Origin of the sequence: Rhodococcus sp. KRD197 (assembly GCF_017168235.1) — a bacterium.
In the GTDB taxonomy this organism is placed as follows: Bacteria; Actinomycetota; Actinomycetes; order Mycobacteriales; family Mycobacteriaceae; genus Rhodococcoides.
In genome coordinates this window covers 1-6,369 of record NZ_JABFAO010000074.1, presented here as the reverse complement: position 1 = coordinate 6,369, position 6,369 = coordinate 1, and the positions used below count along the sequence as shown (strand labels likewise).

General features: G+C 64.4%; 7 protein-coding genes and 2 pseudogenes. 1 reads left to right on the top strand and 8 read right to left on the bottom strand.

Annotated elements, in window-relative coordinates:
* The 5 genes and pseudogenes from J1M86_RS26630 to J1M86_RS24965 all read right to left on the bottom strand — a co-directional run.
* Positions 1-128: pseudogene (locus J1M86_RS26630) on the bottom strand (hypothetical protein); the annotation flags it as partial.
* 36 nt (positions 129-164) lie between these two features.
* Positions 165-632: a hypothetical protein gene (locus tag J1M86_RS24980; RefSeq protein ID WP_051048272.1), complete on the bottom strand. Its 468-nt coding sequence runs from the start codon at positions 630-632 to the stop codon at positions 165-167.
* A 360-nt stretch (positions 633-992) separates the two neighbouring features.
* Positions 993-1,315 (bottom strand): annotated as a pseudogene (locus tag J1M86_RS24975) (cation-transporting P-type ATPase); the annotation flags it as partial.
* 158 nt (positions 1,316-1,473) lie between these two features.
* Positions 1,474-1,638: a hypothetical protein gene (locus tag J1M86_RS24970; protein WP_155288693.1), complete on the bottom strand. Its 165-nt coding sequence runs from the start codon at positions 1,636-1,638 to the stop codon at positions 1,474-1,476.
* Positions 1,639-1,861: 223 nt separating this feature from the next.
* A complete protein-coding gene (locus tag J1M86_RS24965) occupies positions 1,862-3,226 on the bottom strand; it encodes an IS256 family transposase (RefSeq protein WP_032373346.1) in 1,365 nt (454 codons plus the stop codon).
* A gap of 106 nt (positions 3,227-3,332) precedes the next feature.
* On the opposite strand from J1M86_RS24965, the gene J1M86_RS26625 reads away from it, so the two are divergent.
* Positions 3,333-3,884 carry a hypothetical protein gene (locus J1M86_RS26625; protein WP_008720428.1) on the top strand — a complete coding sequence of 184 codons (552 nt, stop codon included), beginning with the start codon at positions 3,333-3,335 and terminating at the stop codon, positions 3,882-3,884.
* A gap of 84 nt (positions 3,885-3,968) precedes the next feature.
* Here J1M86_RS26625 and J1M86_RS24955 read toward each other — a convergent pair whose 3' ends face one another.
* The 3 genes from J1M86_RS24955 to J1M86_RS24945 are packed head-to-tail and all read right to left on the bottom strand — an operon-like array spanning position 3,969 to position 5,968.
* A complete protein-coding gene (locus J1M86_RS24955) occupies positions 3,969-4,811 on the bottom strand; it encodes a sulfite exporter TauE/SafE family protein (protein ID WP_008720427.1) in 843 nt (280 codons plus the stop codon).
* A gap of 1 nt (position 4,812) precedes the next feature.
* Complete coding sequence (locus tag J1M86_RS24950) at positions 4,813-5,151, bottom strand: rhodanese-like domain-containing protein (protein WP_008720426.1); 339 nt, start codon at positions 5,149-5,151, stop codon at positions 4,813-4,815.
* A 28-nt stretch (positions 5,152-5,179) separates the two neighbouring features.
* A complete protein-coding gene (locus tag J1M86_RS24945) occupies positions 5,180-5,968 on the bottom strand; it encodes a GntR family transcriptional regulator (RefSeq protein WP_008720425.1) in 789 nt (262 codons plus the stop codon).
* Positions 5,969-6,369: the final 401 nt, after the last annotated feature.

The following is a 6,369-nucleotide window of genomic DNA, read 5'->3' as shown; positions in this document are numbered from 1 at the left end:
AGAGCGGACCCGATCAGCACCACGACGAACGACAACCCCGGCGCGCCGATCACCGCAGCCAGAGGCAGCAGCGGCCCGTCGGATTGACCGAATGCGATGCGGCCCCAAGGGAAGCCGCCGAACGGGATCGATCCTTCTGTCGGTTCGGCGGAATGGTGGCTCGATCAGTACGTGAAGACGCGACGCTCCGGGCGAAGGGCCAGTCGTGTCCACAGCCCGGTGAGAACCACGGCGGTGAGCAGCCCGATCAGCGCGCCAGGGCCGGGGCCGGCGAGAGTTGAACTGTCGTGAGCGGACTGGCGTGTCCAGATGGACAACATCGCCAGGACCGAAGTGCTGGCGCATCCTGCGGCGGCGAGAACGATCAGATGGATCATTCGGGTATGGAGTGCGGCGGCTGAGCAGATCAGACAGAAGATCACACCGGCATGGGCGGCAATGACAGCGACGATGCTGGTCGATTCCGCCTGCGCCGCTGCATTGTTGAGCAATGTTGCCCAGCCCGTTGCCTCGCCCGACTGGCCCAGGCACAGACCCAGCCCTGCTACGGCGATCACTGTAGCCGCACGCAGGCGCTCGTGGGCAGCCATCTCTACCGTCGCCAGCACTCGTCGTTCGATGGCCTCGAACATGGGCCGATAGTGGCGAAGATCGTCGTGCACTTCGAACCCTCCCGTGAACTGCGGTATCGGCCGCATCCGTCGGCCGCGTCCTGTGTCGGCGCAGCTCATGACCGGTCGACCACCAGTCGCACCGCGGGCGGAGAAAGTTCCCGGATCGACGCGGGAACTTCGGCACCCGCGGATGCGACTGACTGTAGGTACCGCGGCGATGACGTCGGTACGAATCCGCCCGGTGGCTGACCGGGCGTGCTGCGCAGGAGTGCGTGGCCGGGCCGGTCGTGCGGCGCGGCCACGCACAGCGCGATCACTTCACGTTCGCTGACGCGGCGACACCAGTTCACTGTTCGCCGAGGTATCCCTCCCGGGTCGTCAGGATGTAGCGGGGTACCGACGCAGCCGGAGGCTGTTCGATACGACGAAGAACGACGAGAACGCCATGGCAGCGCCCGCGAGGAGCGGGTTGAGCAGACCTGCGGCCGCTATGCGGATGGCAGCGATGTTGTACCCGAACGCCCACACCATGTTTCCCTTGATGGTCGCCAGTATGGCCTTGGCCAGCCCCAACGAATCGACCACATCGCCGAGGTCGTCGCGGACGACTATGATGTCCCCGGACCGATGGCGACATCGGTGCCCGCGCCGATCGCCAAACCGAGATCCGCGCTCGCCAACGCCGGCCCGTCGTTGATGCCAGCTTCCGCCTGTCGAGGACTTCGTCGCGGTGCCCGGAATGGGAACCCACGGCCGGGTCCACGGGCGCTCGTCGAGATCGGTCGTAGACGAGGGGCGTTCCTTCCAGTCGGTGCGGTGGGGCGGGTACCCCGGTGCGGTCAGGCACGGGGGCGGGTGGTCACAGACGTGAGGTTCCGCGGACGATGTCACCCTCGATGTAGGTGAATCCGACTCCGCGGCCGTCACGGAGCGCGAAGTGGTATTCTGCGGGGACCCAGACGGTATCGAAGTGCGACGCCGGCCGCCCCTGCCGCGTCTGCCGCGTCTGTTGTCGTACAACCATATTCGGCGCGATCAGGGATGGCCGGCGGTTACGAGATCGACCTACGCATACCGGCGGCGGGCGTCGTCGATCTGGTCGGTGCACAGCAAGTGTGGATCGGGAAGGGGTTCGCCGGACGCATGGTAACCCTGTGGGCCGACCTCGCCAGCATCCACGCCGTGATCGACGGTTTGGTGGTCACCACGGTTGGAGCTTGTCAAGTTATCTGTGAGCGAATTTGCTTTCAGGTGAGATAAGGGTCGAGTCTGTCCGGATAGTTGATCACGAGCGCGCCGAGCGCTTGTTTCCAACCGGTCGTCAGAGATCCTTCGATCAGTCTGTTGACCTCCCTGCCGGTGCGGGGTGCGAGTCGATCTTTGCTCAGGCGGTCTCTCTCCCGGGCGCGCTTGTCCTCGATGCTGCAGATCGCGAGCCACAGAAGCTTCACTGCCGCTTGATCATTGGGGAAGTGTCCGCGGTTTTTGATGATCTTGCGAAGTTGATAGTTGAGCGATTCGATGGCATTGGTGGTGTAGATGATCTTCCGGAGCGCCGGTGGGAAAGCCAGGAACGGGATGAACCGCTCCCACGCGCTCTCCCACGTCCGCACCGCTGTCGGATACTTGACACCCCACTGCGAGGATTTGAAGTCGTCGAGTGCAGCTTGGGCCGCATCGACGGTGGGTGCGGTGTAGATCGACCGGAGCGACGACGCCACCGCTTTGCGGTCGCCGTAGGCCACGAACCGCATCGACGCGCGGATCAGGTGGACGGTGCACGTCTGCACGACGGTGTGCGGCCACGTCGCTTCGATGGCGTCGCCGAATCCAGTGAGGCCGTCCGTGCAGGCGATCAGGACGTCTCTGACGCCACGATTTGCCAGCTCAGCGCAGATCCCGGCCCAGAACTTCGCCCCTTCGTGTTCTTGAACCCAGATCCCCAACACGTGTTTGATGCCGTCGAGGTCGACACCGACGGCGATGTGCGCAGCCCTGTTGGTGACCTGCTGACCGGACCTGATTTTGACCACGATCGCATCGAGATAGAGGATCGGATAGATCGGATCGAGTGGCCGGCGCTGCCATTCGAGGACTTCCTCGAGGACCGAGTCGGTAATCTTGGAAATGGTCTCGCGGGAAATTTCGGTACCGATGGTCGAGGCAAGATGATGCTCGATGTCGCGCACTGGCATGCCGCCGGCGTAGAGCGCGACGATCATGTCATCGAGCCCACCGATCCTGCGCGCACCACGCGGGACCAGGGTTGGAACGAACGTGCCGTCGCGGTCGCGGGGGATTGCCAACGGCACATCGCCGACTTCGCTCGACACGGTCTTGCTGCTGAAACCGTTGCGAGCGTTGGGAAGTAGACGGCCGGCAAGGTCGCCCTTGTCGTATCCGAGGTGCTCGGTGAGTTCGGTCTGCAGTCCGCGCTCGAGAACCGCCTTGACCATCTCCTGCAGGAACCCGCCCTGCCCGGTGATCTGCAGCTGGCCCGTGTCGATCTTGGCCATCACCTCGTCGAGGGCACCCGAGGCCTTCAAGGCGTCGAAGGCGCTGAGCTCAGCCCGATCGTTCGTGTCATCTGCATGATTGCCGTCCACAGTCATGGTCACGATGATGCTCCATCCGTGTCAGTCCGTTCTTACACAAACCATCTGACACGCCCCACGGTGTGCCTCCCAGCTGACGAGCGCCGACCTCGACCGGTTGACCATGCGCGGCGCACGTGCAGGGCAGACTGCGCCGGCACTGCCCGCGTTCGATCCGAGTGCCCGCTTGCGCACTGCGGCACCGATCGAGGTCGATCGCACCGCCACCCGCGATGGACTGATCACCCTGCTCGGCCATCAGCTCGCATTGGGTCCGGACACCGCCGGAACCCGCATCACCCTCAGAATCGAGGGCGGTCTCATCCACGCCATCGCCGGTAACCATGTGATCAAGACCTTGCCGAATCCGTTGATCAGCAACGATAACCGCCAACTGACCCGCGTGCGTCGAGCAACGACGCTCCTCCCGCCGCCCTCGGGCCCCCAACGCGTGCACCGGAAAGTGCCGATAGACGGTGTCGTCATGGTCGACGGCCAGAGATTGCCCGTCGGCCGCACACACGCCGGAACCATCCTCACCGTGGTCGTCGAGGATCACCATTTCCGAGTTCTCGACGGCCCCACAAAACTCTCACTGCACGCCGGAACCACCACCAAACCGATCCGAAACTTCAACGCCCACCCGACCCCGAGACCGTTAACGATGTCCCGGTGACGATCAGTTAGGTATGTCCCGAGACCACACACGTCACGCATTTGCATGCGCAGAAATAGGCTCTGTGATGCACAACGATGTGCGTTACAGGGCCATGGATGCCTGGACGGTGACGTAGACGGCTACGACGAATAACAGGGCTGCGAAGCTACGGGTGAGTGTGGTGGCAGAAACTCTGTCGCTGATGACTTTTCCTGCGAACGAGCCTGTAATTGCCGCGAAAGTGAACGGTACGACGATCTCCCACGGGATGGTGGCACCCGTGCCGAGGCGTTCGGTGAAGGCTCCCGCGCTGGTGATGGAGATGATCACCAGTGACGTTCCGACCGCGACGGGCATCGAATAGCCCAGTGCCAGAACCAGGGCGGGGACGATGAGGAATCCGCCGCCCACTCCCAGAAACCCGGTGAGGCAGCCGACGACGAGCGCGGAGGCGACCAGCTTGACCACCTGCGAAGTAGTGATCTTCACTTTCGTGGGCTTGGCGGCGACCGCGACGGCGCTCGACCGTGTTTCCGCGGTCTCGACCGGGTTCGGCGTCGGTAGGTCGGCATCGTGTCCTCGCCGGGTGCGGCGCAGCATCGCACCGGCGGCGACGATCATCAGAGCCGCGAATGCGAGCAGCAAAATCTGCGGGTCGACCGATCGGTTGAGGATCGACCCACCGAAGGCGGTGCCCGCGCCCAGAAGTCCGAACACTGCCGCTGCCCGCCACCGAACGTGCCGTGCTCGCGCATGGCTGATGGCCGCGATGATCGAGGTGATTCCGACAATGATCAGCGAGGCGCTCGTTGCCGATTGCGGTTCAACCGCCAGGAGGTACACCAGAGCAGGAACAGTCAGTATCGATCCCCCACCACCGAGCGCGCCGAGGGAAAGCCCGATGAGAATCCCTGCGGCGACTGCGATCGCGAGGATGGCGACCATGTCAAATTACTGAGCCGGGCGTGCCGTCATCACGGACCACAGGGCGGCCGTCTTCGTGCCACGCCATCATACCGCCCGACAGATTGTGCGCCGTGCGATCGGCATCGGTGAGGGCCGCGACAGCTTTGCTCGACCGAGCGCCCGAGCGGCACACCACGACCAATTTCTGCTCGGGAGGATAGGCAGCAGGATCGAGATCGCCGAGGCGTACATGGACGGCGTCCGGGGCGTGGCCGGCTGCCCATTCGTCGTCCTCGCGGACATCGATCAGGATGGCTCCCGATTCGGCGATCAAAGCGTGTGCGGCGGCCGGATCGGCTTCCGGTGGTGCTCCAGTCATGAAGAACGCTCCTTGGATCAGTGGGTGCTTACAGGGCGTGCAGCGGCGTGGCCGGCACGAAGCGATAGCCGTCGCTCGGTGAGAACGTGGCCGAGACGGTGAACCGATCTCCTCGAATCACTGTGTGCCGCAACTCCACCGGCCGGGAATTCATGCAACCCGAACGGCGGATCGACAGCGCGGAGGTCTTCGAATCGAGTTCGAGTGCTGCCGCATCCTCCGGATCCGGGACGACGGCAGTGACGTCCTCGCGGCCACCGGTCAGGCGGATGCCGCAACGCTTCTCGAGCTCGATGTAGAGAGCCGTGTGAGTGAAGTCCGCATCCAGGAGGTCGCGTGCCAGATCCCCCGGCAACCAGGCACGGTCGAGCGCCAACGGCATGGTCCCTGCCATACGGATGCGCTCTAGGTAGAGCAGCGGCGCCTTGGGACCGACCCGCAGGGTAGCGGCCACCGCGGGGTCGGTCCGCAGTTCGAGTACACGCACCACGCTGTGCTGAGCAACACCCGTGGCTTCCACCGCAGCGAAGAGACTGTAGAGCGCACCGAGTGGCTGCTCGATCACCGGCGGAGCCGCCAACCGAGAAGGCCGGCCACGCTCTGCAATCAAGATTCCTTCGTTCCGCAGGTGCCGCAGGGCCTCGCGGGTGGTGTGACGGCTCACCCCGTAGCTCGTCGTCAACGCATGCTCGCCCGGGAACTCGGAGCCGGCGAATTCGTCGTCACCGATTCGGCGGACCAGATCAGCATGCAGTTGCGCCCACAGCGGCATCGCACTGGAGCGGTCGAGCGCGGCACTGCGATCGGGTTCAACCATCAAAGGCCCTCCTGTCGATCTGTGTCGGAATCCGAATTCGAGCCGCCGACTGCTGGCCCTCGGGGCCACTGTACAACAAATGTACGTACATCCGTACGGACGGGAGATGCTCTGCGCAGGTCGACACGCAACAAGACGACCTTCGCATCGACAAAGTCTCGCCGAGCACGAACGAGCGCCTGGTGGAGATCGCGCCGAACCTGGTGAATCCGTCCGCGTAGCGACGCGGCATCACGTCGCCTCCCAGTCGGTCCCGGGTCAGGCCAGTCGGTGCCGGATCAGGAGTGTCGCCCGGGGTCCTGCTCGGTCTGGGGTCTGCTCACCGTCGGTGGCGCAGCGAGCCGACAGGGCGAGCACAGGACCAAACCGGGGGCGGACTGCACGACCGCCTCCGATTCGGG